At 71.9% G+C, this 24,558-nt stretch carries 27 protein-coding genes; 16 read left to right on the top strand and 11 right to left on the bottom strand.

Annotated elements, in window-relative coordinates; translation table 11 throughout:
• Nucleotides 1-67: 67 nt before the first annotated feature.
• Nucleotides 68-946: an alpha/beta fold hydrolase gene (locus HHX35_RS39985; protein ID WP_182903842.1), complete on the bottom strand. Its 879-nt coding sequence runs from the start codon at nt 944-946 to the stop codon at nt 68-70.
• A gap of 123 nt (nt 947-1,069) precedes the next feature.
• Here HHX35_RS39985 and HHX35_RS39980 point away from each other — a divergent pair, with 123 nt between their 5' ends.
• Nucleotides 1,070-3,103 carry an AfsR/SARP family transcriptional regulator gene (locus tag HHX35_RS39980; RefSeq protein WP_182903802.1) on the top strand — a complete coding sequence of 678 codons (2,034 nt, stop codon included), beginning with the start codon at nt 1,070-1,072 and terminating at the stop codon, nt 3,101-3,103.
• Between the two features lie 246 nt (nt 3,104-3,349).
• Here the strand turns inward: HHX35_RS39980 and HHX35_RS39975 are convergent, their stop codons facing one another.
• Complete coding sequence (locus HHX35_RS39975; protein WP_259405840.1) at nt 3,350-4,213, bottom strand: pentapeptide repeat-containing protein; 864 nt, start codon at nt 4,211-4,213, stop codon at nt 3,350-3,352.
• Between the two features lie 213 nt (nt 4,214-4,426).
• Nucleotides 4,427-5,023 carry a TetR family transcriptional regulator gene (locus HHX35_RS39970; RefSeq protein WP_182903800.1) on the bottom strand — a complete coding sequence of 199 codons (597 nt, stop codon included), beginning with the start codon at nt 5,021-5,023 and terminating at the stop codon, nt 4,427-4,429.
• A gap of 129 nt (nt 5,024-5,152) precedes the next feature.
• Here HHX35_RS39970 and HHX35_RS39965 point away from each other — a divergent pair, with 129 nt between their 5' ends.
• Nucleotides 5,153-5,560, top strand: a complete 408-nt coding sequence (locus HHX35_RS39965) for a nuclear transport factor 2 family protein (RefSeq protein WP_182903799.1) — start codon at nt 5,153-5,155, stop codon at nt 5,558-5,560.
• A gap of 356 nt (nt 5,561-5,916) precedes the next feature.
• Here HHX35_RS39965 and HHX35_RS39960 read toward each other — a convergent pair whose 3' ends face one another.
• The gene (locus tag HHX35_RS39960; protein WP_182903798.1) at nt 5,917-6,894 is read right to left on the bottom strand and encodes a cell wall metabolism sensor histidine kinase WalK; all 978 of its coding nucleotides are present in this window, start codon (nt 6,892-6,894) and stop codon (nt 5,917-5,919) included.
• Between the two features lie 267 nt (nt 6,895-7,161).
• Here HHX35_RS39960 and HHX35_RS39955 point away from each other — a divergent pair, with 267 nt between their 5' ends.
• From HHX35_RS39955 to HHX35_RS39920, 8 genes are all read left to right on the top strand, one after another.
• Nucleotides 7,162-7,818 (top strand): TetR/AcrR family transcriptional regulator, encoded by a 657-nt coding sequence (locus tag HHX35_RS39955; RefSeq protein ID WP_182903797.1) that lies wholly within the window; start codon nt 7,162-7,164, stop codon nt 7,816-7,818.
• A 74-nt stretch (nt 7,819-7,892) separates the two neighbouring features.
• A complete protein-coding gene (locus HHX35_RS39950) occupies nt 7,893-9,170 on the top strand; it encodes a cell wall metabolism sensor histidine kinase WalK (protein WP_182903796.1) in 1,278 nt (425 codons plus the stop codon).
• Between the two features lie 209 nt (nt 9,171-9,379).
• Nucleotides 9,380-10,042, top strand: a complete 663-nt coding sequence (locus HHX35_RS39945) for a DUF998 domain-containing protein (protein ID WP_182903795.1) — start codon at nt 9,380-9,382, stop codon at nt 10,040-10,042.
• A gap of 48 nt (nt 10,043-10,090) precedes the next feature.
• A complete protein-coding gene (locus HHX35_RS39940; RefSeq protein WP_182903794.1) occupies nt 10,091-10,462 on the top strand; it encodes a YciI family protein in 372 nt (123 codons plus the stop codon).
• Between the two features lie 72 nt (nt 10,463-10,534).
• Complete coding sequence (locus tag HHX35_RS39935) at nt 10,535-11,794, top strand: RNA polymerase sigma factor (protein ID WP_182903793.1); 1,260 nt, start codon at nt 10,535-10,537, stop codon at nt 11,792-11,794.
• A gap of 80 nt (nt 11,795-11,874) precedes the next feature.
• Nucleotides 11,875-12,444 carry a transcriptional regulator gene (locus HHX35_RS39930; protein WP_182903792.1) on the top strand — a complete coding sequence of 190 codons (570 nt, stop codon included), beginning with the start codon at nt 11,875-11,877 and terminating at the stop codon, nt 12,442-12,444.
• A complete protein-coding gene (locus tag HHX35_RS39925) occupies nt 12,437-13,288 on the top strand; it encodes an SRPBCC domain-containing protein (protein WP_182903791.1) in 852 nt (283 codons plus the stop codon). Before HHX35_RS39930 ends, HHX35_RS39925 begins: the two co-directional genes overlap by 8 nt.
• 54 nt (nt 13,289-13,342) lie before the next feature.
• Nucleotides 13,343-14,131: a class I SAM-dependent methyltransferase gene (locus HHX35_RS39920; protein WP_182903790.1), complete on the top strand. Its 789-nt coding sequence runs from the start codon at nt 13,343-13,345 to the stop codon at nt 14,129-14,131.
• On the opposite strand, the gene HHX35_RS39915 is transcribed toward HHX35_RS39920, so the two are convergent.
• A complete protein-coding gene (locus tag HHX35_RS39915) occupies nt 14,106-14,720 on the bottom strand; it encodes a helix-turn-helix domain-containing protein (RefSeq protein WP_182903789.1) in 615 nt (204 codons plus the stop codon). The genes HHX35_RS39920 and HHX35_RS39915 overlap by 26 nt on opposite strands.
• A gap of 117 nt (nt 14,721-14,837) precedes the next feature.
• Here HHX35_RS39915 and HHX35_RS39910 point away from each other — a divergent pair, with 117 nt between their 5' ends.
• Nucleotides 14,838-15,320: a cation:proton antiporter regulatory subunit gene (locus tag HHX35_RS39910; RefSeq protein WP_182903788.1), complete on the top strand. Its 483-nt coding sequence runs from the start codon at nt 14,838-14,840 to the stop codon at nt 15,318-15,320.
• A 9-nt stretch (nt 15,321-15,329) separates the two neighbouring features.
• The gene (locus HHX35_RS39905) at nt 15,330-16,490 is read left to right on the top strand and encodes a cation:proton antiporter (protein WP_182903787.1); all 1,161 of its coding nucleotides are present in this window, start codon (nt 15,330-15,332) and stop codon (nt 16,488-16,490) included.
• 74 nt (nt 16,491-16,564) lie between these two features.
• Here HHX35_RS39905 and HHX35_RS39900 read toward each other — a convergent pair whose 3' ends face one another.
• From HHX35_RS39900 to HHX35_RS39890, 3 genes are all read right to left on the bottom strand, one after another.
• Complete coding sequence (locus HHX35_RS39900; protein ID WP_310739631.1) at nt 16,565-17,386, bottom strand: cytochrome c oxidase assembly protein; 822 nt, start codon at nt 17,384-17,386, stop codon at nt 16,565-16,567.
• A gap of 10 nt (nt 17,387-17,396) precedes the next feature.
• Nucleotides 17,397-17,948 (bottom strand): DUF2243 domain-containing protein, encoded by a 552-nt coding sequence (locus tag HHX35_RS39895; RefSeq protein ID WP_182903786.1) that lies wholly within the window; start codon nt 17,946-17,948, stop codon nt 17,397-17,399.
• Nucleotides 17,949-18,076: 128 nt separating this feature from the next.
• Complete coding sequence (locus tag HHX35_RS39890; protein ID WP_182903785.1) at nt 18,077-18,844, bottom strand: TetR/AcrR family transcriptional regulator; 768 nt, start codon at nt 18,842-18,844, stop codon at nt 18,077-18,079.
• 76 nt (nt 18,845-18,920) lie between these two features.
• Here HHX35_RS39890 and HHX35_RS39885 point away from each other — a divergent pair, with 76 nt between their 5' ends.
• Nucleotides 18,921-19,907 carry an ATP-binding cassette domain-containing protein gene (locus tag HHX35_RS39885; RefSeq protein WP_182903784.1) on the top strand — a complete coding sequence of 329 codons (987 nt, stop codon included), beginning with the start codon at nt 18,921-18,923 and terminating at the stop codon, nt 19,905-19,907.
• Complete coding sequence (locus HHX35_RS39880) at nt 19,904-20,737, top strand: ABC transporter permease (protein WP_182903783.1); 834 nt, start codon at nt 19,904-19,906, stop codon at nt 20,735-20,737. Before HHX35_RS39885 ends, HHX35_RS39880 begins: the two co-directional genes overlap by 4 nt.
• A 108-nt stretch (nt 20,738-20,845) precedes the next feature.
• Here HHX35_RS39880 and HHX35_RS39875 read toward each other — a convergent pair whose 3' ends face one another.
• Nucleotides 20,846-21,289, bottom strand: a complete 444-nt coding sequence (locus tag HHX35_RS39875; protein WP_182903782.1) for a helix-turn-helix domain-containing protein — start codon at nt 21,287-21,289, stop codon at nt 20,846-20,848.
• A 133-nt stretch (nt 21,290-21,422) separates the two neighbouring features.
• Here HHX35_RS39875 and HHX35_RS39870 point away from each other — a divergent pair, with 133 nt between their 5' ends.
• Complete coding sequence (locus HHX35_RS39870) at nt 21,423-22,295, top strand: aldo/keto reductase family oxidoreductase (RefSeq protein WP_182903781.1); 873 nt, start codon at nt 21,423-21,425, stop codon at nt 22,293-22,295.
• Nucleotides 22,296-22,391: 96 nt separating this feature from the next.
• On the opposite strand, the gene HHX35_RS39865 is transcribed toward HHX35_RS39870, so the two are convergent.
• Nucleotides 22,392-22,859 carry a peroxiredoxin gene (locus HHX35_RS39865; protein ID WP_182903780.1) on the bottom strand — a complete coding sequence of 156 codons (468 nt, stop codon included), beginning with the start codon at nt 22,857-22,859 and terminating at the stop codon, nt 22,392-22,394.
• 48 nt (nt 22,860-22,907) lie between these two features.
• Nucleotides 22,908-23,483 carry an RNA polymerase sigma factor gene (locus tag HHX35_RS39860; protein WP_182903779.1) on the bottom strand — a complete coding sequence of 192 codons (576 nt, stop codon included), beginning with the start codon at nt 23,481-23,483 and terminating at the stop codon, nt 22,908-22,910.
• A 318-nt stretch (nt 23,484-23,801) separates the two neighbouring features.
• On the opposite strand from HHX35_RS39860, the gene HHX35_RS39855 reads away from it, so the two are divergent.
• Entirely contained in the window at nt 23,802-24,506 is a 705-nt protein-coding gene (locus tag HHX35_RS39855) for a Clp protease N-terminal domain-containing protein (RefSeq protein WP_182903778.1), read from the top strand.
• Nucleotides 24,507-24,558: the final 52 nt, after the last annotated feature.

Here is a 24,558-nt window from a genome sequence, read left to right as displayed (position 1 = left end):
CATCGCCGACCGCGGTGACCGTCGCGACTGACGTGGGGCCGATCCCGCGGGCGTACCGACACCTCGATCAGCGGGTGAGGAGGGCGCGCAGGGCCCCGGCGACGCCGGCCGGGTCCTCCTCGGCCATGAAGTGCCCGCATTTGACCGTCGTGTGCACCAGGTCGGAGGCCCAGGCACCCCACAGCGCCTCGGCGTCGTACCCGAGGGCGGCCCCCCAGTCCTGCTGGAGCACGGTCACCGGCATCCGCAGCCGGTTCCCCGCCTCCAGGTCCGCCCGGTCGTGGTCCACGTCGATCCCCGCCGACGCGCGGTAGTCCGCCACGATCGAGGGCACCGCCGCGCGGCAGGCGTCCAGGTAGGCGGCGCGTACGCCGGCGGGGATCGCCTCTCGGTCGAGGGTCCAGACGTCGAGGAAGTGGCCGAAGAAGGCGTCCGCGCTCGCGCCGATCATCCGCTCGGGCAGGCCGGGCGGCTGGGCCATCAGGTACAGATGGAATCCGACGGCGGCGCCTGCGCCGTGCATCACCTCCCACATGTCCAGCGTGGGCAGCACGTCGAGGCACGCCAGGTGGCTGATCGAGGCCGGGTGGTCGAGCCCGGCGCGGAAGGCGACCAGCGCGCCGCGGTCGTGCCCGGCCAGCGCGAACCGTTCATGTCCCAGCGCCCGCGCCAGGGCGACGACGTCGGCGGCCATCGTGCGCTTGGAATAGGTCTCGCGACCGGCCTCGGCCGGCTTGTCGCTGTCGCCGTAGCCGCGCAGGTCGGGACAGATCACGGTGTGGTCGGCGGCCAGGTCGGCGGCGACGTGCCGCCACATCAGGTGGGTCTGGGGGAAGCCGTGCAGCAGCACGATCGGGCTCCCCGACCCGGCGACGGCCGCGTTCAGCGACACACCGTCGGCGACCGGCACGCGAAGGTAGTCGAAACCGGGAATGACAGGCGCCATCATGCGCCCCTTTCTGTGCGGGATCAGATGCCCCCAGGCTGCCGGGCGTGAATGAGCATCCGGTCAGCGCGCTACCGTGGCAGTTGCTTTGACCTGGGGGTACGCGCGGAAAGGGGGACGCAGGTGGGCATCGCGTTCGGAGTGCTGGGGCCGGTGACGGCCTGGGACGGCACCGGCGGCGCGATCGCCCTGAAGGGGCCGCGGCACCGCGCGGTGCTGGCCCGGCTGATCGTCGCCCGCGGCCGCGTCGTTCCGGTCACCCGCCTGATCGACGACCTGTGGGACGAACCGCCGGCGGGCGCGGTCGGGGCTGTGCGGACGTTCGTCGCGGCGCTGCGCCGCGCGCTGGAACCCGACAGGCCGCCCCGCACCCCCGCTCGGCTGCTGGTCACCGAGGGACCGGGGTACGCGCTGCGGGCCGGCGCCGACGCGGTGGACGCCTGGCGATTCGAACGCGCGGTGGCCGCCGCCGCGGATCTGTCCCCCGAAGACGGCCTCGGACGGCTGGAGGAGGCGCTGGGGTGGTGGCGCGGCCCCGCCTATGCGGAGTTCGCGGACCAGGACTGGGCCCGCGCCGAGCGCTCCCGCCTGGCCGAGCTCCGGCTGCACGCGGTCGAGCGTCACGCGGAGATGCGGCTGGCCCTGGGACGGGCGGCCGAGGCGGTGCCCGACCTGGACGCGCACGCGGCCGGGCACCCCTGGCGGGAGGAGGCCTGGCGGCTGCTCGCGCTCGCGCTGTACCGCAGCGGGCGGCAGGGCGACGCGCTCGCCGTGCTGCGCCGGGCGCGGGCACTGCTGGTGGACGAGCTGGGAGTGGACCCAGGCCCGGGGCTGCGCCGCCTGGAGAACGACATCCTGCGCCAGGCCGATCACCTCGACTCCTCGGTGCGCGGCGCGGCCGGCCGGGTGTGGGCCGAGGCGACCGCCGCCTACGACCGGGCTGTCGCCTCCGGGGCTCGGGCCCGCCTTGAGACGACGGCAGGACTCCTGCGCGATCTCGCCGTGACCGGGGGCGGCGGCCTGCGGGCGGCGCGCGAGCACCGCGTGGCCGCCGTCGAGGCGGCCGAGGAACTCGGCGACGCGGAGCTGACCGCCCGGGTGATCGGCGCCTTCGACGTCCCGGCCATCTGGACCCGGTCCGACGACCCCGGGCAGGCGGCGCGCATCGTGGCGGCGGCCGGGCGCACGCTGGCCGCCCTGGTCCCCGGTCACGCGGCCGCCGGTCACGAGGCGGCCCGGGTTCGCCTGCTGGCCACGATCGCGCTGGAGTCGCGCGGCGACCGCTCCGGCCGGGGGCCGCGAGCGGCGCGGCAGGCCGAGGAGATCGCCCGCCGCCTGAACGACCCCGCGCTGCTGGCGTTCGCGTTGAGCGGCCTGTTCATCCAGACCTTCGATCGAACGGGCCTGGCCGCCCGCCGCGACGAGATCGGCGCCGAACTGGTGGAGCTGTCCGATCGGCACGGCCTGGTCACCTTCGAGGTGCTCGGGCATCTCATCCGGATGCAGGCCAGGTCGGCGCTCGCGGACTTCACGACCGCCGACGCCCACGCCGCCGAGGCCGAGCGCCTGGCCGTACGGCACGAGCGGCCCCTGGTGGGCGTGTTCACCGCCTGGTATCGGGCGCTGCGCCTGGACGCGACCGGCCGGGGGACGGTGGAGGAGGCCGAGGCCGCCTACCGGGAGGCCGCCGCCCGGCTGGAGGGCGCCGGCATGCCCGGCATGGAGCGCGGCCTGCTGCCGCTCGCGTTGCTGTGCCTGCGCCTGCGGCACGGGCAGACCCCGCCCGACGTCGAAGATGCCGATTGGGGGCCGTACGCGCCGTGGGTCCGGCCTCTGGTGCTGCTGGCGCGTGACCGCCGCGCCGAGGCGGCCGCAGCGCTGCGCGCCCTGCCCGAGCCGCCGCGCGACCTGCTGACGGAGGCCCTGTGGTGCCTCGCCGCCCGCGCGGCCCTCACACTCGGGGACCGCACGACGATGGAACGCGCCCACGCCGCGCTGCTGCCCGCCGCGGGCGAGCTGGCCGGGGCGGGCAGCGGCGTGCTGACGCTCGGCCCGGTGGCCGCGCACCTGAACGACCTCTCCGCCGCTCTCGGCCCTTCGTCAGGCAGGGTTACCCCTTCATCTAGGGAGCTTCCCTACCAGATCAGGCCGGGATGACCTACATCTACGGATGGGAGGCGGATGCGGCAAGCGCGGACAAGACGTCATCTACCTCAACGAACGGTTCTGGCTGGTGCGTCACACACCCGCCTCACAGGCACCCGGAAAGATCGTCGCGATGCCCGCCACGACCCCGTGGGCTTCGGCTCCTCCAGAGACCAAGACCAACCCCAGATATTCATCCGTGTTCCGCGAGATAACCCCGGGCTCGCCGCCCGCCTAGGCCGGCGACAGGGGGACACCCTAGCCGCCGCGCCCCCGGCGGGGGCGCGGGCGGCGGGTGGAGGCCCGGCCCGTCGCGGCGGCCGGGCGGGCCGCCGGCCCCGACCAGTGCGCCGGACGAGTGAGGGCCGGGGGCAGCTTCGTGGCGTCGTCTCCCCTTGCCGCGTTCACCTGGACCTGGGTGAGGAAGACGCTCCCCGTGAGGTCGGCGCCGCCGAGGTCGGCCCCGCGCAGATCCGCCCCGATGAGATCCGCGCCGCGCAGATCGGCCTCGCGCAGATCCGCGCCGATGAGGTAGGCGCCCCTCAGGTTGGCTCCGCGCAGGTCGGCCTTCCTGAGCCGGGCGCCGATGAGGTCGGCTCCCCTGCGGTCGGCGGCACGGCCCCCGGCCGACGCCCGCACCAGCTCGCTCGTCCGCAGCAGCAGCACGTTGACCTTCTCGCGGTGGGCGGCGACGTCCACGCCCAGCAGGTCGTCGGGGGTGCCCATGGTCAGGCGTTCGGTCTCCTCGAACGCGCCGCGCAGCTCGGCGTGGATCGGGCGGGTCACCGGCAGGGACATCGCCTCGTCCAGGTACCACAGCAGCTCGTGCAGGTGCCGTACGACGGGGAAGACCTCGAACATCCGCGCCGCGGTCCGCGGATCGCCCCGCCAGCTGCGCCCGAAGGTGACCTGCGAGACCTTCTGCCCCGCGCCGAAGCAGTCGTAGACGGTGCAGCCGGGAAAGCCGCTGTCTCGCAGACGCGAATGGATGCCGCAGCGGAAGTCGTCCCGCAGGTTGGGGCACGGCCGCCCGGCGTCCTTGCTGATCGCGAAGTCGGCCGAGGCGGCGAAGGGCAGCGCGACACAGCACAGCCCGAAGCAGTTCGCGCAGTCGGCCCGCAGGTCGGTCCGTCCGCCGCCGGAGTCGGCCGGGGCCTTTCCACGGGCGTCCCCGCGGTCGTGCGTGTCGGGCAACGTGCCTGATCTCCTCGTGTTCCGTGGGCGCGCGGCCGCTCGCCGTTCCGGCGCCCAGCTAGAACGTATCCCACCGAACGAGCGCCCGGCGCCCGGCTTCAGCCGGGGTGGCGACTCACGCGTGCAGGCTCCCGTCCCGGATCAGTCCTCAGCGGAAGCGGTGAGGCGGCGAACCATCCGGACCAGCCCGGCGCGCCGCGCGGCCGGGCTGTCGCCTTCGGCGCCGGCCATGATCATTCGTACGACCTGGGGAGCGGTGAACCACCAGGTCGCCAGCGCGTACACCGCGTAGACCAGGTGTGCGGGCTCGACCTCGGCCGTGAGGAGGCCGTTCTCACGCGCGGCGGCGAAGGCGGCGACCTTGCCGGCGTAGTGGGCGGCCCGCTCGTCCTCGGCGGCCACCCCCGTCCGGCCGTCCTCCAGCCCCTCCCAGGCGAGCAGGCGCAGGAAGTGGGGGTGGGCGCAGTGGTAGTCGAACACGCGCCCGGCGTACTCGCCCAGGTCGGCCATCTGCTCGGCGGTGAGGGGGACGGCGCCCGCCACCCTGGCCAGCTCGGCCTCAAGGACGGCGGTGAACAGCTGCCGCTTCCCGCCGAAGTACTGGTAGATGCGCTCCTTGTTCACCCCCGCACGCGTGGCGACGCGGTCCACCCGCGCGCCCTGCGGGCCGTGCTCGGCGAACTCCTCGACCGCCGCCTCCAGCAGCAGCCGTTTCGTCCTGGCGGTGTCCCATGCCATGACCGGCAGCCTACACAACTCCAACTCACCAGTTGGATTTATGTGGCACCCGTGCCATACTCCAACCGATCAGTTGGAGATTTGCCGGCCGGCCTCGCTCCACGCCACCACGACAGATCGGACAACGGCATGACCGCCACACCCCCGACCACCCGCGAGGTCGTCGACGCCTTCTTCGCCCGCTTCGCCGCCGGTGACATGCCGGGGCTGCTCGACCTGTTCGCCGACCGGGTGGACTTCCTCGTCCCGGGCGACCCGGAGGTGCCCTGGACGGGGGCCCGCTCCGGCAGGGACGAGATCGCCGAGTTCTTCACGGTGCTCGGCACCGAGCTCACCCCCGAGGAGTTCACGATCGACACCACCCTCGTCGAGGGCGGGCACGCGGTGACGACCGGCCGCAGCCGCTTCTGCGTGCTGTCGACCGGCAGGTCGTTCCTCAACGAGTTCGCCCTGCACTTCACCGTCGCCGACGGCAGGATCACCGGTTATCGCATGCACGAGGACAGCCACGCGATCAGCGCGGCGTTCGCGGCCTGACCCGTCCCGCATCGGCCGGTCCGGCCGCGGGCATCACCTGGCATTCCCCGTCCGGCGGCCGGCCCGTGAGCGGCCGGTCGCCGGACAGGGACACCGGTCACACGGCCGCGCGGCCGCCGTCCACGTGAAGGGTCGTCCCATGGATGAAGCTCGCCCGCGGCGAGGCCAGGAACACGACTGGCTCCGCCGTGGTCGGCGGCGACCGGTCGCGTGTGCAGCCGGCGCGCCGCGGCCGACATACCCCCCTCCTCGGCCGCCACGACGAACGCGCGCAGTTCCCGCGATTCCCTGCCGCCCACGGCATCACACCCGGCGGGAGCGGCGTGGCGCGCCCTCCGACGCCAGGGCCGGGCGGATCACGTGCGGCGGCCCGGCGAGAGCGGCATCCGCAGGACGAAACACGCTCCGCCCCATACGGACTCCTCGACGTGGAGGCTGCCGTGATGTGCGGAGGCGATGCCGCGAGCGACGGCCAGGCCGAGTCCGGCGCCTCCCCTGTCCCGGCTGCGGGCGGCGTCCAACCGCACGAAACGGTGAAAGATCCGCTCGCGGTCGGCCAGGGGGACGCCCTCTCCGTCGTCGGCGACCGTCAGCTCGGCGCCGTCCCTCGTGCGGCGCAGGCCGATCCGTATCGTGCGGGCGGCGTGCCGCCGGGCGTTGTCGAGCAGGTTGCCGAGCATCCGGATGATCTGCTCGGGATCGCCGTCGACGATCACGCCGGGATCGAGCCGGAGGTGGATGTGGTGCCCGTCCACCTGCCGGGCGGCCTCCACCTGGACCAGCGCCGTGAGGTTCACCCGCTCCACTCTCCGAGGCGCGGTCCCCAGCCGGGTCAGGAGGAGCAGGTCGGTGACGATGGCCTGCACCCGGTCGAGGTCATGCAACGTGTGGCAGAGGAGGTCGTCCAGATCGGTCTCGTCCGGATGCAGCTGCGCCTCCTCCAACCGCATGCGCAGCGCGGCGATGGGGGTGCACAGCTCGTGCGAGGCGTCCGAGGCGAACTGCCGCTGCCGTTCCCGGGCGCGTTCGGCGCGATCGCCGGCCTCGCGCAGCCGTTCCAGCGTCCTGTTGACGGCCCGGGCGAGCCGGGCGACCTCCTCACCCCCGTCTGTCTCGGAGACCCCGGTGCTCACACCCGTGAGGTTGATGGCGTCCAGTTCGAGGCGGATGGACGCCACCGCTCGCAGTGACCCGTCGTCCCCAGCTCGCCGCGCCTTCAAGGCCGCCGGGACCCCGATCAGGAGGGCGCCGGCGACCCGCCCGGCGCGGACCCTCCGCAGGCGGCCGGCGAGTGCCCGTACGTGCCCGTTGCCGCTGCGAAAGATCACTGTCATGACCGCGCTCCTGCCCACCACTGGTCGTACTGTCGGGGAGTCGAGTTCGCGGCCTGCGGGCGCAGGCCGTCGAGCACGGTGTCGCCCGGCGTGGTGTCGGCCTCCCCGCACACCGGCGTGGTCGTGACCGCAACGGGCGGCCGTCAGGTGATCCCGGCGGAGGACTGGACGATTTCGTCCAGTTTGTGGTGGTATGTCTTAAATTGTCAATACTGTTCCTCCGGCATGGCTCCGGCGGGCTCCCACACCCGAAGGTGGGGTTGTCACATGGCCGTTCGAGGGCCGAGGAAGGATTCTCCGAGGCTCACCGCACGCGGCGCGGCCACTCGTGAGCGCATCGTCGCGACCGCCGCGGACCTCATGTTCCGGCAGGGGGTGACGGCGACGACCCTCGATCAGGTGGTGGACGCCTGCGGCATCAGCAAATCGCAGCTCTATCACTACTTCCCGGACAAGGAAGCACTGATCACCGAGGTGATCGCGATGCGGGAGCGCCGCATGGTCTCCTCCCAGAAGCCGCAACTCGACCAGGTGCGCTCGATGCGGGATCTCGAGAGGTGGCGCGACTCGCTGGTGACGGGCCATCGGGAGCGCGGCATGCCCTACAGATGCCCCATCGGCTCCCTGGCCAACGAGCTCTCCTGCTACGACGACGCCCGCCAGTCCCTGGCGGCCATCTTCTGCAGGTGGCAGGGATTGCTCGCGGACGGTCTCGCCCGGATGCGGGAGAGCGGCGAACTCGACCCCGGCGCGGACCCCGCGGAACTCGCCGTCGCCGTCATCGCCGCCCTGCAGGGCGGCTACCTGCTCGCCGAGACCATGCAGAAGGAACGACCCTTCCTGGTCGCCCTCGACATGGCACTGGACCACGTGAAAGCCCACGTCAGGACCCCTGTCGCCAATTTGACACAACCGGACACCTAACCGCAAAGTGGACGAAATCGTCCAATTCCCCTTGGTGGTGGTCCACCGGGTGCGGCAGGAGAATGGTGAGACCGATGCCGTCTCTGCACTCGATGCAGGCGCGCTACACGACAGCGGCGACGATGTTGTTGCTCCTGCTCACGGTCCTGGGCGGCGTGAGCCTGGACCTGGCGATCCGATACAGGGTCCAGGACCAGGTGTTCTTCGACGCCGAGCAGGTCGCCGCCCAGTGGAGCGCGCAGGTGCGCGGCGGCGCGCTGCCGAGTCCCGCCTCCGTCTCCGGCATCGTCGACCTGGTCCAGTTGGTGGACGCGCGGGGCAGCGTCGTGGAGGCCAGCCCGGGCGCGGCGGGGCGGCCACGGCTGAGCACGTTCAGGCCCGCACCCGACGACCGGCTCCAGCGGCGCGTGGAGTGCCGCCCGGGCGAGCCGTGCGTCCTGCTCATGGCCAACCGGGTGTCGCCGGCCCCCGACGCCCCCGTCGTCTACGCCGGAACCGTCGAGCCGCCCCTTATCGCGTCACACCGCCTCGAATACCTCATCGCCGGGGCCGCACTCCTCATCGTCCTGCTGGGCGGCCGCCTGATGTGGTGGATCATCGGCCAGGCGCTGCGCCCGGCGGAGCAGCAGTGCAGGCTCGCCTCCATCACCTCCCACGAGCTCAGGACACCGATCGCCGGACTGCGGGTCCAACTGGAGGAAGCGCTGCTCCACCCCGATCACGTCGACCCCCGCGACACCATCCAGGGGGCGTTGTCGGCCACGGGCCGCCTGGAGGCGATCGTGCAGGACCTGTTGACGATGGCCAGGCTACGCGGGGGTCAGCCGGCGCCGCACGAGCCGATCGATCTCGCCGCGCTCGTCTCCGAGGAGGCGGACGCCCACTCCGGCGGCACACCGGTGGAGATTCACACGACCGGGGACGTGTGGGTGCACGGCTCACGGATCCAACTGATCCGGCTGGTGGGCAACCTGCTGAGCAACGCGCGACGCCACGCGGCGACCGGCGTCACGGTCTGCGTCGGATCCGCCGACGGCCAGGCGGTCCTCGCAGTGACCGACGACGGGAAGGGCATCGCGCCCGCCGACCGTGAGCGGGTCTTCGAGCGATTCACCCGTCTGGACGAGGGGCGGCGCCGGGACGCCGGCGGCACAGGGCTGGGGCTTGCCATCTCCCGCGACATCGCCCACGCCCATCGCGGAACCCTGCGCATCGAGGACTCCCCCCGCGGAGCGCGGTTCGTCCTCCGACTGCCGCTCCTCGACCGGAACGCGATCGGCGGGCGGCCTCTCGTCCGCACCGAGCGGACGACCGCAAGACAGACCGCGAGACAGACCGCTGACGACCGGTGACCGCCGGCAGGCGCCACCGCTCCGCCCTGGCATCACGCCGCTCACCAGGCCGTGTGCGCGCCCACAGCCGGGCACGGCGCTCCCTGGGAAGGGCCGCCCGAAAAAATCTTGGAAAAAATCCCGGAGGCGTGTCGATCCGGGGGCGTCCCGTTCGAGGCGTGGGTGAAGGGCCGGTGAAGGACCGGCCCCGGCCCGAGGGAGAACCGCCCATGACCACCGCCACCGCTCACGCCGGCGCCACCGCCCGCACCTGCGACCGTGAGACCAGCGTCACCCGCAGCCTGCTGGGGTACGGCGTGATCGCAGGCCCGGTCTACGTCGGGGTGTCGCTCACCGAGGCGCTGACCCGGGAGGGCTTCGACCTGACCCGGCACGCCTGGAGCCTGCTCGCCAACGGCGACCTCGGCTGGATCCACATCGCGAACTTCGTGCTGGCCGGGGCGATGACCATCGCCTTCACCGTGGGCCTGCGCCGGGCCCACGGCGGCGGCTGGGCCCCCCGCCTGCTGGCGGTGTACGGCCTGAGCCTGCTGGCGGCCGGGGCCTTCCGGGCCGACCCGGCCGGCGGCTTCCCCCGCGGCGTGCCGGCGGGAGAGGTGAGCTGGCACGGCCTCGCGCACCTGGCCTCCGGCGGCGTCGGGTTCGCCTGCCTGGTCGCGGCCTGCTTCGTCCTCGCCCGCCGTTTCGCCCGGCGCGGGCGGGCGGCCTGGGCGTGGAGTTCGCGTGCGACCGGCGCGCTGTTCGCGGCCGGATTCCTGGCCGTGGCCTCCGGCGCGGGCGCGGCCTGGGCCAACCTCGCCTTCACCGGCGCCGTGGTGCTCGGCTGGGCCTGGATCAGCGCCCTGGCCGTGCACACCTACCGGAACGCCTGACCCGTCCCACGTTTACCTGATAAATCATTGACCGGAAGGAGACGACCGATGCGTTACATGGTTCTGCTCAGGGCCGCCCAGCCCGGCACCCCGCCGCCGGCCGACCTCATGGAGGCCATCGCCAAGCTCGGCCAGGAGGCGACCGTCGCCGGGGCGCTGCTCGACACCGCCGGGCTGGCCCCCAGCGCGTCCGCGGCTAGGGTGCGCATCGCCGAGGGCGAGCTCAGCGTGACCGACGGCCCGTTCACCGAGTCGAAGGAACTGATCAGCTACGCCCTGTACGACGTGCGGTCGAAGGAGGAGGCGGTCGAGTGGACCGCGCGCTTCATGCGCCTGCACCGCGACCTGTGGGCGGGCTGGGAGGGCGAGGCCGAGGTGGTCAAGGTGTTCGGCCCCGAGGATTTCGCCCCGCCGGCCTGACCGTCCCCCTGCCTGACCGTCCCCCCGGCCTGACCACCCGACGGCCTGAGCCCCTGTGAGCTGAGCATTCCGATGACCGGCACCGAGGCGCTGCTCGCGGCGCACCGCGCGATCGAGGCGGTCTGGCGGATCGAGTCCGCCAGGCTCGTCGCGGGGCTCGCCCGCCTCGTCGACGACGTCGGCCTGGCCGAGGAACTCGCCCAGGACGCGCTGCTCATCGCGCTGGAGCAGTGGCCGGAGGCGGGCGTGCCGGACAACCCGGGCGCCTGGCTCATGGCCACCGCCAAGCACCGCGCGATCGACCACCTGCGACGGCGCAGCCGCTACGAGCGCAAGCTTCAGGAGATCGGCCGTGACATCGACAGCAGGCCGCAGCCGGACCCGGACGCCGACATGGACGACCACATCCGCGACGACATGCTGCGGCTCGTGTTCACCGCCTGCCATCCCGCGCTGACCACCGAGGCGCGGGTCGCGCTCACGCTGCGCCTGCTCGGTGGCCTGACCACCGGGGAGATCGCCCGGGCGTTCCTGGCCACCGAGCCGGCGGTGGCGCAGCGGATCGTCCGCGCCAAGCGCACCCTGGCCGCCAGAGGGGTCAGGTTCGAGATGCCTGCCCCCGACGACCTGGCCGAGCGGCTGGCCTCGGTGCTGGAAGTCGTCTACCTGATCTTCAACGAGGGCTACTCGGCCACGGCCGGAGACGACTGGACCCGCCCCGACCTCTGCCACGAGGCACTGCGCCTGGGCCGTCTCCTGGCCGGCCTGCTCCCCGGCGAACCGGAGGTGCACGGCCTGGCCGCACTGATGGAACTGCAGGCCTCCCGCCTGAGCGCCCGCACCGGACCGGACGGCGCGCCGGTGCTGCTCCCCGACCAGGACCGGCGCCTGTGGGACCGGCTCCTGATCCGCCGGGGGCTGGAGGCACTGGAGCGGGCCGAGTCGCTCGGCGGCGCCTTCGGCCCGTACGCCCTGCAGGCGGCCATCGCCGCCTGCCACGCCCGGGCCGCCCGCGCCGGCGACACCGACTGGGAGCGCGTCGCCGCCCTCTATCGGGTGCTCGCCCATGTCTCGCCCTCCCCCGTGGTCGAGCTGAACCGCGCCGTCGCGGTCGCGATGGCCGGCGACCCGGCACGCGGGCTGGAGATCGCCGACGCCGTCGCCGGCGACAAGGCCCTGCGCGGCTACCCCCAGCTGCCCGCCGTACGCGGCGACCTGCTGGCCAGGCTGGGCCGCACGGACGAGGCGCGGCGGGAGTTCGAACGGGCGGCGTCCCTGACCGGCAACGAGCGGGAGCGGGCCCTGTTCCTGGCCCGCGCCGGCCGCGGGTAGCCGACCCCCTGCCTGGTGCCCCCTTCCTCTTCCACAGGTCATTGACAAAGAGAGTTTTTACGTACAACATTGTTTTCGCGATGAGAGACGTCTTGTATCTGGAGCAGATCGAGCAGGCCGAGGCACTGCTCAAACCGCAGCGCATCGAGGTGCTGCGGCAACTGGCCGAGCCGCGCACGTGCACCGAGGTGGCGGCGGTGCTCGACCAGACGCCGCAGCGGGTCTACTACCACGTCAAGCGCCTGGTGGAGGCGGGCCTGGTCGACCAGGTCTCCGAGCGGCGGGTGCGCGGCATCACCGAAGGCATCTACCAGGCGAGCGCCCGCTCCTACTGGCTGTCGCCCAGCCTGGTGGGCCGCATCGGCGGGCTGCGCCGGCGGCAGGACGAGCTCAGCCTGGGCTACCTGCTCGACCTCATGGAAGAGGTGCAGGCCGACATCGCCGCCCTCGACCGGACCGCGCCGGAGCTGCCGTCCATCGGCGTGTCCGGCGAGGTGCGCGTGCCCCCGGAACGACGCCAGCAGTTCCTGGCCGACCTGCGCACCGCGCTGCAGGACCTGTTCACCCGCTACGGCGGCGCCGAAGGCGACGCCTTCAAGCTCGTCGTGGCCTGCTATCCCCACTACCCACAGGGAGACGACCGTGAGTGAACCGATGATCGTCCGCGTCCGCCTGGCCGCCCCGGTGAAGGAGGTGCGCCACGCGCTGACCGACCCCGCCGCGATGCGGGTGTGGCTGGCCGAGCACGCCGAGGCCGACCTGCCCGGCCGCTACGCGTTCTGGGGCCGCCGCACCCCCGAGGGCGACGCCCCCCATCAGCGCCCCCTGAACGCCGACGACCACACGCTGCGCTTCGCCTGGCTGCTGGACGGCGTGGAGACGACCACCGAGATCACGCTGGCGGAGGAGTCCCAGGACACGACCGTCCTGACCCTGTCGCAGAGCCACTTCGACTTCCAGGACGTCATCACCGGGGCGAGCATCCGGGGCGTGCTGCAGACCTTCTGGTCGCTGGCGCTGTCCAACCTGGCCGACTACGTGGAGGGGCGCGAGATCGGCCCCCAGCCCGACTTCACCTCCGCCGACTTCCGCGGCGAGATGCTCGTCGACGTGCCGGTCGAGCAGGTGTACGACTCCCTGGTCGACTCGGACAAGGCGAGTGACTGGTTCGGATACCCCATCGGCATCGAGCCGTACGTCGGCGGGCGCTTCGCCATGGGCGGCCTGGACGCCGACCCGAACCCCGCGAAGATCATCGACCTGGTCCCCGGCAAGACCATGTCGGCCGACTGGGGACCGGGGGGCGTCGTCACCTGGGAGCTGGAGGACAGCGGCGGCAAGACCCGCCTGACGTTCGTCCAGAGCGGCTTCGACACCGGCAACCCGCCGTACGCCGCCTGGATCGGCTGGCTCAGCGGCCTGGCCGCGCTGCGCCGTTACCATGAGGTGCCGGGCCGCCACCAGATCTGGCTCCCCGCCGAGACCGCGGCCTGACCTCCATCCCCGCACCACGACCAGCCCCCTCACCAGCCGGAGTGTGATCGGTCAATGACGGTGACCCGGGAAGTGCTCGCCTACTACGAGCAGGGCAAGGAGGACGGCAGGCTCCGTACGGGACGGGGCCGGCTGGAGCTGTGGCGGACGCAGGACGTGCTGCGCCGGGCCCTGCCGTCACCGCCCGCCCGGGTGCTCGACGTCGGCGGCGGCACCGGAGTGCACGCCGAATGGCTGGTCGCCGACGGCTACGAGGTGGAACTGCTGGACCCGGTCCCGCTTCACGTCGAGCGGGCCGCGGCCCTGCCGGGATTGACCGCGCGGCTGGGCGACGCACGCGACCTGCCCCTGCCGGACGCGAGCGCGGACGCGGTCCTGCTGCTGGGGCCGCTCTACCACTTGGCCGACCGCGCCGACCGGGTCACCGCCCTGGCCGAGGCGCGCCGCGTGGTGCGCCCCGGAGGACTGGTGGCCGCCGCCACCATCAACCGCTACGCGGCCGTGCACGACATGGTCTACCTGGGGGTCTACGAGCAGGAACCACACCGCCGGGCCGCGCGCCAGGCCATGGAGGACGGCCGCCTGCTGGGTCCCGTGCAGGGTTTCTCCGCCTACCTGCACGACCCCGACGAGGTGCCCGGGGAGTTCGCCGACGCCGGGCTCCCCGACGCCGAGCGGTACGGCCTTGAGGGCACCTTCTGGCTGTACGGCGACGTGAACGACTGGCTCGACGACCCCGAACGCCGCAGGCTCATGCTCGACGCCCAGCGCACGCTGGAACGCGTGCCGTCGCTTCTCGGGGTCAGCGGCCACATGCTCACCCTCGCCCGCCGGCCCGCGTAGGCTCCTGCTTCGCCTTCGGGCGGGCGCGCAGGTGGGCGCGCTCGCCCTGGCTGCCGAACAGGACGAGGAACTCGACCGCCTCGGCGTCGGCGGCGCCGAACCAGTGCGGCAGCCGGGTGTCGAATTCGGCCGCCTCACCCGGTGACAGCACCAGATCCTGCTCGCCGAGGACCATCCGCAGCCGCCCGTTGAGCACGTAGAGCCACTCGTAACCCTCGTGGGTCTTCGGCTCCGGCGTCCTCCTGGCGCTGCCCGCCGGGATCACCAGCTTGTAGGCCTGGATGCCCCCGGCCCGGCGGGTCAGCGGCAGCATGGTCATGCCGTTGCGGACGACCGGGCGCAGGTGGATGCGCGGATCCCCGGTCAGCGGGGCGTCGACGAGCTCGTCCAGCGTGACACCGTGGGCCCTGGCCAGGGGCAGCAGCAGTTCGAGGGTCGGCCGCCGTGCGCCCGACTCCAGCCGCGACAGCGTGCTCACCGAGATGCCGGTCGCCGCCGACAGGCCGGCCAAGGTGGTCTCGCGCTGCCGGCGCAGCGCCCGCAGCCGGGGCCCGACCGAGACGAGCGCGTGTTCGAGGTCGTCGTCCACGCCGTCAGCTTGCCATAGCGGCAACTACACGTGCGAATACGGCCGAAATGAGACCCACGTCCATTATTGGTAGGTTCCTGGATAAGTGTTGACTTATCGGAACGGAGGAGCGGCGCCGTGGATGTCGAGCAGACGGTGTTGCCGGGGATCGGGTTGCGGCACGAGTTCACCACGCGCTCGGGACGGCGCATCGGGGTGGTCTCCCACCGCACCGGGCGGCGCGACCTGGTGATCTACGATCCCGACGATCCCGACAGGGCCTGCGAGACAGTGAAACTCAACGACGAGGAGGCGGACGCGCTCGTCGAGCTGCTCGGCGCCCCCCGCATCGTCCAGCGGCTCAACGCCCTGCACCGCGAGGTCGAGGGACTGGTCAGCGTCCAGCTGCCGATCGCGCCGGGCTCCCCCTACACCGGCCGTCCCATGGGAGAGGCGCAGGTGCGCACCCGCACCGGAGCCTCCATCGTGGCCGTCGTCCGCGCCGCCAACGTGTTCGCCAGTCCCGCCCCCGACTTCGTCCTCACCGGGGACGACATCGTGGTCGTGGTGGGCAGCGAGGACAGCACCGCCGCCGTCGCCGACATCTTCGCCAGCGGCTGAGGGCAGCGCGTGCACAATACCGCCATACTTTTCCTGGAATTCGGCGCCGTCGTCCTCGGACTCGGCATCCTCGGAGCACTGGCGCTGCGCGTCGGCATCTCCCCCATCCCCCTCTACCTCATCGCGGGCCTCGCCTTCGGCACCGGTGGCATCCTCCCGCTGGCCACCAGCGAGGAGTTCACCGCCACCGGCGCCGAATTGGGCGTCATCCTGCTGCTGCTCACCCTCGGCCTGGAATACAACGCCGACGAGCTGATGACCAGCCTCAAGGGCAACGCCCGCGCCGGACTGGTCGACCTCGTGCTCAACGCGGCGCCCGGCGCGGTCTTGGCGCTGCTCCTCGGCTGGGGGCCGGTCGCCGCCGTCGCCATGGCCGGCGTCACCTACGCCACCTCCTCCGGCATCACCGCGAAGGTCCTGTCCGACCTGGGCTGGATCGGCAACCGGGAGACCCCGGTGGTGCTGTCGCTGCTGGTGTTCGAGGACCTCACGATGGCGGTCTACCTGCCGGTCCTGACCGCCATGCTGGCGGGCCTGAGCCTGGTCGCCGGGGCGGTCACCGTGGCCATCGCACTCGCCGCGGTGAGCGTGGTCCTGCTGGTCGCGCTGCGCTTCGGCCGCTACATCGAGGCGTTCGTCGCCAGCCCCAACTCCGAAGTGCTCGTGCTCAAGGTGGTCGGGCTGGCGCTGCTGGTGGCCGGGCTGGCCCAGCAGTTGCAGGTGTCGGCCGCGGTCGGGGCGTTCCTCGTCGGCATCGCGCTGTCGGGCGAGCTGGCCGAAGACGCCCAGGCGCTGCTCGCGCCGCTGCGCGACCTGTTCGCCGCGGTCTTCTTCGTGTTCTTCGGCCTGCAGACCGACCCCACCAAGATCCTGCCCGCAGCCGGCCTGGCCGCGGGCCTGGCGCTGGTGACGATGACCACCAAACTGATGACCGGCGTCTATGCCGCGCGCCGGGCCGGCATCGCCCGCGCCGGACGGGTCCGCGCGGGCATCGCGCTCATCCCCCGCGGTGAGTTCAACATCGTCATCGCCGGGCTGGCGGTGGCCGCCGGCGCCCATCCCGACCTGGGCGCGCTGGCGGCGACGTACGTCCTGATCCTGGCGGCCTTCGGTCCCCTGGCGGCCCGTCTGGTCCAGCCGCTCCTCACGCGAGTGGCGAGCCGCGCCTGACGCCGTCGCACTCCCCTACATCGGCCCGCACTGTCACCGGCCTGCCCCGCATCGCGGCGGCAGGCCGGTGCGTTTCAGGCCCGTACGGCCCGGCCGGCGACGGGCCGGGACCGGCGTTCCGGACGCCAGGTGGAGACGAGGGCGGCCGCGAGGAGGAGTTCGGCGATGTCGCCGCCGTAGTACATGATCTCCGCGCCGCCCCGGACCTCGGGGATGGGCGCGTGGACGTCCACCCAGAAGCCGCCGTACATCAGCTGTGCGACGACCGCGTGCACGGCGATGGCGCAGCCGAGGTAGACCAGGCGGGCCCGGACGCCCGGCCGCGCGGGCGCGGGGTCGGGACCGGCGATGACGTGCGCGAACAGGCAGCCCGACAGCAGGAAGTGCGCGTGCAGCAGCCAGTGCCCGGCGGGCAGGGCCGTGGCCGCGTTGTAGAGCGGGGTGAAGTAGAGCACGACGAGGCCGCCGGTGGACAGCAGCAGGGCGGTCGCCGGATGGGTCAGCAGCCGGCCGGGACGGCTGTGCACGACGGCGGACAGCCGTCGCGCGCCGGCGGCGGGCAGGGTCCGCAGCAGCAGGGTGACCGGGGCGCCGAGCACCAGGGCGAGCGGGGCGTACATGCCGATGAGCATGTGCTGGACCATGTGGCCGCGGAAGTCGGCGTGGGCGAAGGACGCGAGGGGCGGCAGGAGCGCCACGACCACCAGCGCGAGCCCGGTGGCGAAGCCGGCCGTACGCCACCGGCTCCAGCCCACGACCGGGTTGCGGCGGCGCGCTCGCTGGACCAGGTGCAGATAGGCGAGCAGGGCGAGGACCGGCGGCAGCACGCCGGACAGACCCGCGGAGTGCGTGCCGTGACCCATCAAGCTGTGGTCCATCACGTCGTGACTGATCACGCGGGGTCCGTCACGCCGGGGTCTCAGCCGGGAGCTCGGCCGGGTCGAAGGACCGGCCGCTGCGCGCGAGCAGGTAGCCCCCGGCGAGCAGCAGCGCGCCCAGGACGAGGAAACCGATGTCCCACCAGAGCTGGTGGGGACCGCCGTGGACGTGGTGGATGGCCAGGATGTGGTGGTCCAGGACGCCTTCGACGAGATTGAAGATCCCCCAGCCGGCCAGGATCCACCCCCACAGCACCCGCGAGGTCCACACCCGGCGCCGGTCGCGGGTGACCCTGGAGTACAGGATCGCGAGGCCGATGAGCACCGCGAGCCAGCACACGGCGTGGAAGACGCCGTCCCACACGGTGTTCATCTCCAGCCCGGAGACGGTGCGGGGGTTGTAGTACTTCACCCCGATGCGGTCGCTGTCGGTGCTGCTCAGCATGTGATGCCACTGCAGAAGCTGGTGCAGCAGGATGCCGTCGACGAAGCCGCCGAGTCCCACCCCGAGCACGATGCCCGGCAGCCGCAGACTGACCGGCGTCACGCCGGCCCGGGCCTCGCCCGCGGTGGTCGCCATCGCCGTGCCTCCGTCCCCTTCGCGCCGCTGTGCGGACTCCGCCAGGGCAGGTTCCCCGGACTCGAGGGTGTAGTCACGCAGGCACGCGCGGATCCGCCGCCGGGCCTACCGACTCTTTGAACAGCGCGTCACCCGGCGGTGCGGGCGGCGACGAACGCCTCGATGCCGTCGAGCACGCGCTGCAGGCCGAACTCGAAGGCCTGGTCGGGGTCGTAGGCCGCGTTGTACGCCTCACCCGCCGCCGCACCCACCCGGGCGGCGACCGGGTGACGCCGGGGGTCGAACACCTTGGCCAGGTAGGGCGCGTGCGCGTACCACCACTGCTCGTCGGTGACGCCCGTGTCGCCCGGCGCCTGCGCCGCCTCCACCGCGCCCCGCGCCGTGCCGCTCACGTAGCCGTTCAGCAACGTGACGACCGAGTCCATCTCGAGGTCGTCCAGGCCGATGCCGTCGACCGCCCGCAACTCGTAGTCGTACTTGGCGATGAGGTTGGGGCCCAGGGGGGGCCGGGTGACCGACGACACCTGCAGCATCCACGGGTGCCGCCGGTAGAGCGCCAGGTTCTCCCGCGCGATCAGCTCCAGCCTGCCCCGCCAGCCGCCCGGCACCTCCGCGGGCGCGGGCAGCTCGCCGTACGCGGTGTCGAGCATGACGTCGATCAGCTCGGCCTTGCCCGGGACGTAGGTGTACAGGGACATCGTCCCCACCCCGAGCTGTTCGGCGACCTTGCGCATGGACAGCGCGGCCAGGCCCTCGGCGTCGGCGACCTCGATCGCCGCGCGCACGATCTTGTCGACCCCGATCTCCGGCTTGCCCTTGCGCCCGGTCCGCTCGCCCGTGCGCCACAGCAGGGCCAGACTCCGCGCCGGGTCTCCCTGCGAGCTGTACTCCGTCATCGCCTGCGAATTCTATGCGCACCCTGATTCCGTATGCTGTACGGTACAGCGTACCGAAGTCTCGGGAGGAATCACGATGACGTACGCGATCGCGGCCGAAGGGCTGCGCAAGCGATATGGGCACACCCTCGCCCTCGACGGCGTCGACCTGGCCGTCGGCGAGGGCACGGTGCACGGCCTGCTCGGGCCGAACGGCGCCGGCAAGACCACCGCCGTCCGGATTCTCACCACGCTGTTGCGCCCCGACGGCGGCACGGCCCGGGTCGCCGGCTTCGACGTCGTACGGCAGGCCGCCGACGTACGCCGCGGCATCGGCCTGGTCGGCCAGCACGCCGCCCTCGACGAGGTTCTCAGCGGCAGGCAGAACCTCGTCATGTTCGGCCGCCTCCACCACCTGCGCCCGGCCGCGGCCCGCGCCCGTGCCGACGAGCTGCTCGCCCGGTTCGGCCTTGCCGACACCGGGACCAAACCCGTCGGGCACTACTCCGGTGGCATGCGCCGCCGCCTCGACCTGGCGGTCGGCATGATCTGCTCCCCGCCGGTGCTGTTCCTCGACGAGCCCACCACCGGCCTGGACCCGCGCGGCCGCACCGAGGTGTGGGAGGCCGTCCGCAACCTCGTCACCGAGGGCACCACCGTGCTCCTCACCACCCAATACCTGGAGGAGGCCGACCAGCTGGCCTCCCACGTCTCGGTCGTCGACGCCGGCCGCGTCGTCGCCGAGGGTTCCCCCGACGAGCTGAAGTCCGCGCTCGGCGGCGACCGCCTCGACGTCGTCGTGCGCCACACCGCCGACCTGCCCGCCGCCGCCGCGATCGCCGGCCGGGTTACCGGCGCCCGGGGTGATGTGTCCGTCGACGTGGACGCCGACTCCCGCCGCGTCGGCGCACCCGTGCGCGACCGGTCCGCCGCGCTCCCCGAGGTCCTGCGCGCCCTCGACGCCGCAGGCATCACCGTCGAGGACATCGCCGTGCGACGGCCCACCCTGGACGAGGTCTTCCTCCACCTGACCGGCACGGAGAACAGCACGGAGAACGGCACGAGAAAGGGAGCCGCGGCATGAGTATGACCGTCACCGCACCCGAGGTCCCCCGCACCGCCGCCGCGCGGCTGCGCTGGGCCCTCACCGACGGCTGGACCGTCACCCTGCGCGACCTCACCCACTGGGCCCGCAAACCCGGCCAGGTCGTGGCCGGCCTGCTGTTCCCCGTCATGATCGTGCTGATGTTCGGCTATGTGTTCGGCGGCGGCATGGCCGTACCGGGCGGCGGCGACTACCGCGAATACCTCATGCCCGGCATGTACGCCATGACCATGCTCTTCGGCATCGAGGCCACCTTCACCGCCGTCGCCCGCGACGCCGCCAAGGGCGTCACCGACCGTTTCCGCTCCCTGCCCATCGCCTCCTCCGCCGTCGTCCTGGGTCGCAGCGTCGCGGACATGCTCAACACCGTCCTCGGCCTCCTCGTCATGATCGCCTGCGGCCTGGCCGTCGGCTGGCGCTGGCACGAAGGCCCCGTCCGCGCGGCCCTCGCCGTCGGACTGCTGTTGCTGCTGCGCTTCGCGTTCCTGTGGGTCGGCATCTACCTCGGGCTGAGCCTCGGCGGCCCGGAAGCCGTCATGGCCGTCCAGATCCTCGTGTGGCCCATCGGCTTCCTGTCCAGCGCCTTCGCCTGGACCGGCACCATGCCCGGCTGGCTCGCGGCGGTCGCCGAGTGGAACCCCCTGTCGGCCACCATGGCCGCCACCCGCGATCTGTTCGGCAACCCCGGCGCGGGCGGCACCACCTGGATCGCCGAGCACGCCGCGGTCATGGCCCTGGGCTGGCCGCTGCTGCTCATCGCGGTCTTCCTCCCGCTGTCGGTCCGCCGCTACCGCCGCCTCGACCGCTGACACCCGGGGCCCATGCGCCGGCCATCGTCCGGCTTCTCGTGCCGGGACGAGGCCATCGGCATGGGCAGGCTCCCGCCTGCTTCTCAACCGCCGATGTGTGACGGCGGCTCAGGCGGTGCGGGTGTCGTACGTCGCACGGTTGGCGAGCACATCATCCATGTGCGTCTCGGCCCAGGCCTTGAGACCACGCATCATTTGATGCAGGGACAGACCGAGGTCGGTCAGCTCGTAGGAGACCGTGACGGGCACGGTCGGCGTCACGGTGCGGGTGATCAGCCCGTCACGCTCCAGGGAGCGCAGCGTCTGAGTGAGCATCTTCTGACTGACGCCGGCCAGCAGGCGGGACAGCTCCGAGAAGCGCATCGACCGGGGTTCCCCGGCGCAGTCGGCGCCTAGCTGATGCGAGCCGTCGCTGCCCAGCGCGGCCAGGATCAGCGTGACCCATTTGTCGGAGATCCGGTCGAGCAGCTTGCGACTGGGGCAGGCCGCCACGAAGGCGTTGTACTCCGCCTTGGCCTGTGCCTTCTGCTGGGCCGCCGTCATCGTCGCCATCTGCCGCTCCTCTAACCTCTGGACGCCTTACGCACTCCGAAGTGCCTACTTCCCGTCAGGAAGTTACCTATCCATACTGCAGCAAGGGGCCGTTGAGGCACCACCATCCAGCTCAACCAAGAAAGACAGAGGCATGAGCACGCTCTCCACTTCGCTTCCCGGCGGCACCTGGACCCTGGGTGACCTGACCGTCACCCGGTTCGGCTACGGCGCCATGCAGCTCGCAGGCCCCGGGGTCATGGGCCCGCCCGCCGACCACGACAGCGCACTCGCAGTCCTCCGCGAGGTCGTCGACCTCGGTATCACCCACATCGACACCGCCGACGCCTACGGACCGCGCGTCACCAACCAGCTGATCCGTGAAGCGCTGCACCCATACCCGGAATCGCTGCACATCGTGACCAAGGTCGGTGCGATCCGCGACGAGCAGGGAGGCTGGCCCCCGGCCCGTAAGCCCGAAGACCTGCGCCGCGCCGTCCACGAGAACCTCGAAACCCTCGGCCTCGAGGTGCTCGACCTGGTCAACCTCCGGCTCGGGGACGCCCGGGGACCCCAGCCCGGTTCGCTCGCCGAGCCCTTCGAGACGCTCGCCGAACTCCAGCAGCAGGGCCTGATCCGCCACCTCGGAGTCAGCAACGCGACGCCGGAACAGGTCGCCGAGGCACAGGCGATCGCGCCGATCGTATGCGTGCAGAACATGTACAACCTCGCCTACCGCCAGGACGACGCCCTGATCGACGAGCTCGCCGAAGAGGGCATCGCCTACGTGCCCTTCTTCCCGCTCGGCGGCTTCAGCCCCCTGCAGTCCTCGGCGCTGTCGGCCGTAGCCGCCCGGCTGGATGCGACGCCGATGTCTGTCGCCCTGGCCTGGCTGCTGCAGCGGTCGCCGAACATCCTGCTGATTCCCGGCACCTCGTCGGTGGCGCATCTGCACGAGAACGTCGCCGGCGCCGGACTCTCGCTCTCCGACGAGGAACTCGCCGAGCTCGACAAGATCGGCAACTAGCGGGGCATCGACGGTCTTTCGTTCTTGGCTGTTTGATCGGGCTGTCGCCTCCCGCAGAGGCGCTACCCGGCCTCGAAAAAGCCGCCCTGATGTAGATCAGCCGTGTGTGGGGAGGGCCTGGACGGCGGCGGTGATCGCCTTCCTGTGGTAGCCGTTGGTGGGCATGGTGGCGCTGTGGGCGTGGCGGATGACGCCCTGGGAATCAAGGAGGATGCTGCCTGACTGCTGCAGCGAGCCGAAGACCTTTCTGCTCAGGCCGATCATCTCGTGCGGGGTGCTGTGGCGGCCGGTGAGGACGGGGAACGGGATCTGACGCCTGGCCTTCCACTCGGCCGCTGCTCGGCGGTCCTCGGGAACCGCGACAAGCACTCGGACGTTGCCGGCAGCGAGCTCGTCGCGGCGCCGGATGAGGTCGTGGACGTGTCGGTTACAGACCGGGCAAGACGTCGACCGCATGAAGTAGATGAGCACAGCATGATTGCCCTGGTAGTCGGACAGGCGGACGGCCTGGCCGTCGGTGTCCTCGAGCACGACGTCGGGCGCGGGCGATCCGATTTCAAGCATGGTGGAGCTCCTCTTCAACTCGGGCTACGGAAATACGGTCTGCTCAGGTCAGGCGCCAGTGGGTTCCGGGGTCGTGCGGCCGCCCGTGACGTCGGTCCTTCCGCCCAGGCCGAGCCGCACCGCGCTACGTGCCCGGTGCAGCTGGGACTTCATCGCGGCGTTGCTCAGGCCGAGCTTGTCTGCGACTACCCGCCCCGGGTAGCCCAGGACGTCCCGCATGATCAGGACTCTGCGCTGAACGTCCGGCAGCTCCCTGATCGCCTGCGCGACGATCTCGGCTTCCAGACGCCGGATGACCTGCTCCTCGGCCGACGTCACCAGACCAGCGCCGGCCTCGTCATAGCGATCGAACAGCAGCCGAGCCCGTCGCAGGCACTCATTCCGGACGATTCGGAACATCCACGATGCCAGTGCCCCGGTAGCGCGGAGTGAGCCGATCTTCCGGTAGAGGATGATCAGCGCTTCCTGCGCGGCATCCTCAGCATCCTGCGGGGACGCACAAAGATGTTCCGCAAAGCGCCGGACATGAGAATGGGCACCATGGACCACCGCAGCGATCGACTCTCGATCACCGGCCTGTGCGGCCTCGATGAGCCGCGTGCTCACCCAGCCGCGGTCAGCCACGTCCCCGCCCTTGCCGCCGGAACGAGGTCGTGAACAGTGCCTGCCGCACAGCCGGCATCACGACGTCACTCATCCGAATCTCCCTCCCAGCGTGACCGTCATCCCATAAGAGCCCCCCACACCGCGAAAGGATTCACCGTCTCAGGATCGATTTCGCTCGGTGCACCCCGAGTAGTACGCCGACAAGCGGGCGGGCGGACTACCTGCTCGGCGTCGGCCCCCCGCCGGACGACGAGTTCGCGGGCCCTGCCGAGCACATCCGGAACGTCCGTCAACTACAGCTTGACGAACAGAGAATCGTCAATCTACGGTTGACGCATGAGCCCACTCAACATCAGCCTCGCCGACCTGATCGCCCGCCTCGACGAGGAAACCCCCGACGCCGACAACCTGGCCCGCATCAGCGAGGCGCACCTACGTGCCCAAACCCTTTCCGACCTCGGTGACCAACTCGTCGACCACTACGTCCGCAAGGCCAGGCAGGCCGGCGCGTCGTGGAGCGAGGTCGGCGACGCCATCGGGGTGTCCAAACAGGCGGCCCAGCAACGCCACGCGCCCAAGGCGTTCGAGCGGTTCACCGACCTGAACCGGCACAGCATCGTGCTGGCGCAGGAGGCCGCCCGAACGCACAAGCACGACTTCATCGGCACCGAACACATCCTGCTCGGCCTGCTCGGCGAACCGCGGGGCCTGGCGTACGAGGTGCTGATGGCGAAAACCGAGTCGGAGCAACGCATCCGCGACGCGATCGAGGAAGCGATGCCGCCAGCCGGGCAGAAGGCGTTGCGGGGTCACATCGCGTTCCGGCAGGAGAGCAAGGAGGCCGTCGAGCAGGCATCCCGCGCGTCCGCCGACCTCGGTCACGACTGGGTCGGCACGGAACACACGCTGCTGGGCCTGATCCGCGCCGAGGAGAGCCTGGCCGCGCAGATCCTGCGCAACCTCGGCTTCACGTCGGACGAGTTGCACGAGACGGTCAAGACCGAGATCGCCAAACGATCCGCCGCGCGCGACAAGCAGTAACGAAACGATCAGTCGCCGCGGCCGACCGCCGGGCTCGTCGGCCAGGCGCGGA

Source organism: Microbispora sp. H10830, assembly GCF_014161375.1.
In the GTDB taxonomy this organism is placed as follows: domain Bacteria; phylum Actinomycetota; class Actinomycetes; order Streptosporangiales; family Streptosporangiaceae; genus Microbispora; species Microbispora catharanthi.
Note: the sequence above shows the minus strand (reverse complement) of the source record. Positions and strands in the feature narration are given on the sequence as shown.